Origin of the sequence: Tepidiforma sp. (genome assembly GCF_026419595.1) — a bacterium.
Classification (GTDB): domain Bacteria; phylum Chloroflexota; class Dehalococcoidia; order Tepidiformales; family Tepidiformaceae; genus Tepidiforma.
Genome location: NZ_JANZZD010000092.1, coordinates 358 through 708 on the forward strand (window position 1 = coordinate 358; position 351 = coordinate 708).

The 351-nt window shown below is 62.4% G+C and carries 1 pseudogene; it reads left to right on the forward strand.

From position 1 onward, the window contains the following. Positions 1–351, forward strand: a pseudogene (locus tag N2041_RS14515) (NADP oxidoreductase); the annotation flags it as partial.

Consider the following 351-nt stretch of genomic DNA (forward strand, 5'->3'; position numbering starts at 1 on the left):
GGAAGGCGTACCTTTCGACAAGCGCAGCGGCGTGATTCCCCACGAAGTCGGGCGGGTGGTCGATCCGGAGACGGGCAAAGTTGTACCGGGGGAATATGTCGCCGGCTGGATCAAGCGCGGCCCCACAGGCGTCATCGGCACCAACAAGCCGGACGCCATCGAGTCGGTCAACAGTATGTTCGAGGACCTGCAGAAAGGGAAGCTCACGCCGGCGCCGGAGCCGGACCCCAATGCAATACCGGCGCTGCTGAAGGCGCGCGGCGTCCGCTACGTGACGAAGGACGAGTGGAAAATCATCGACGCCAAAGAGATCGAAGAAGGTAAAGCGCGCTGCAAACCGCGCGTCAAGAT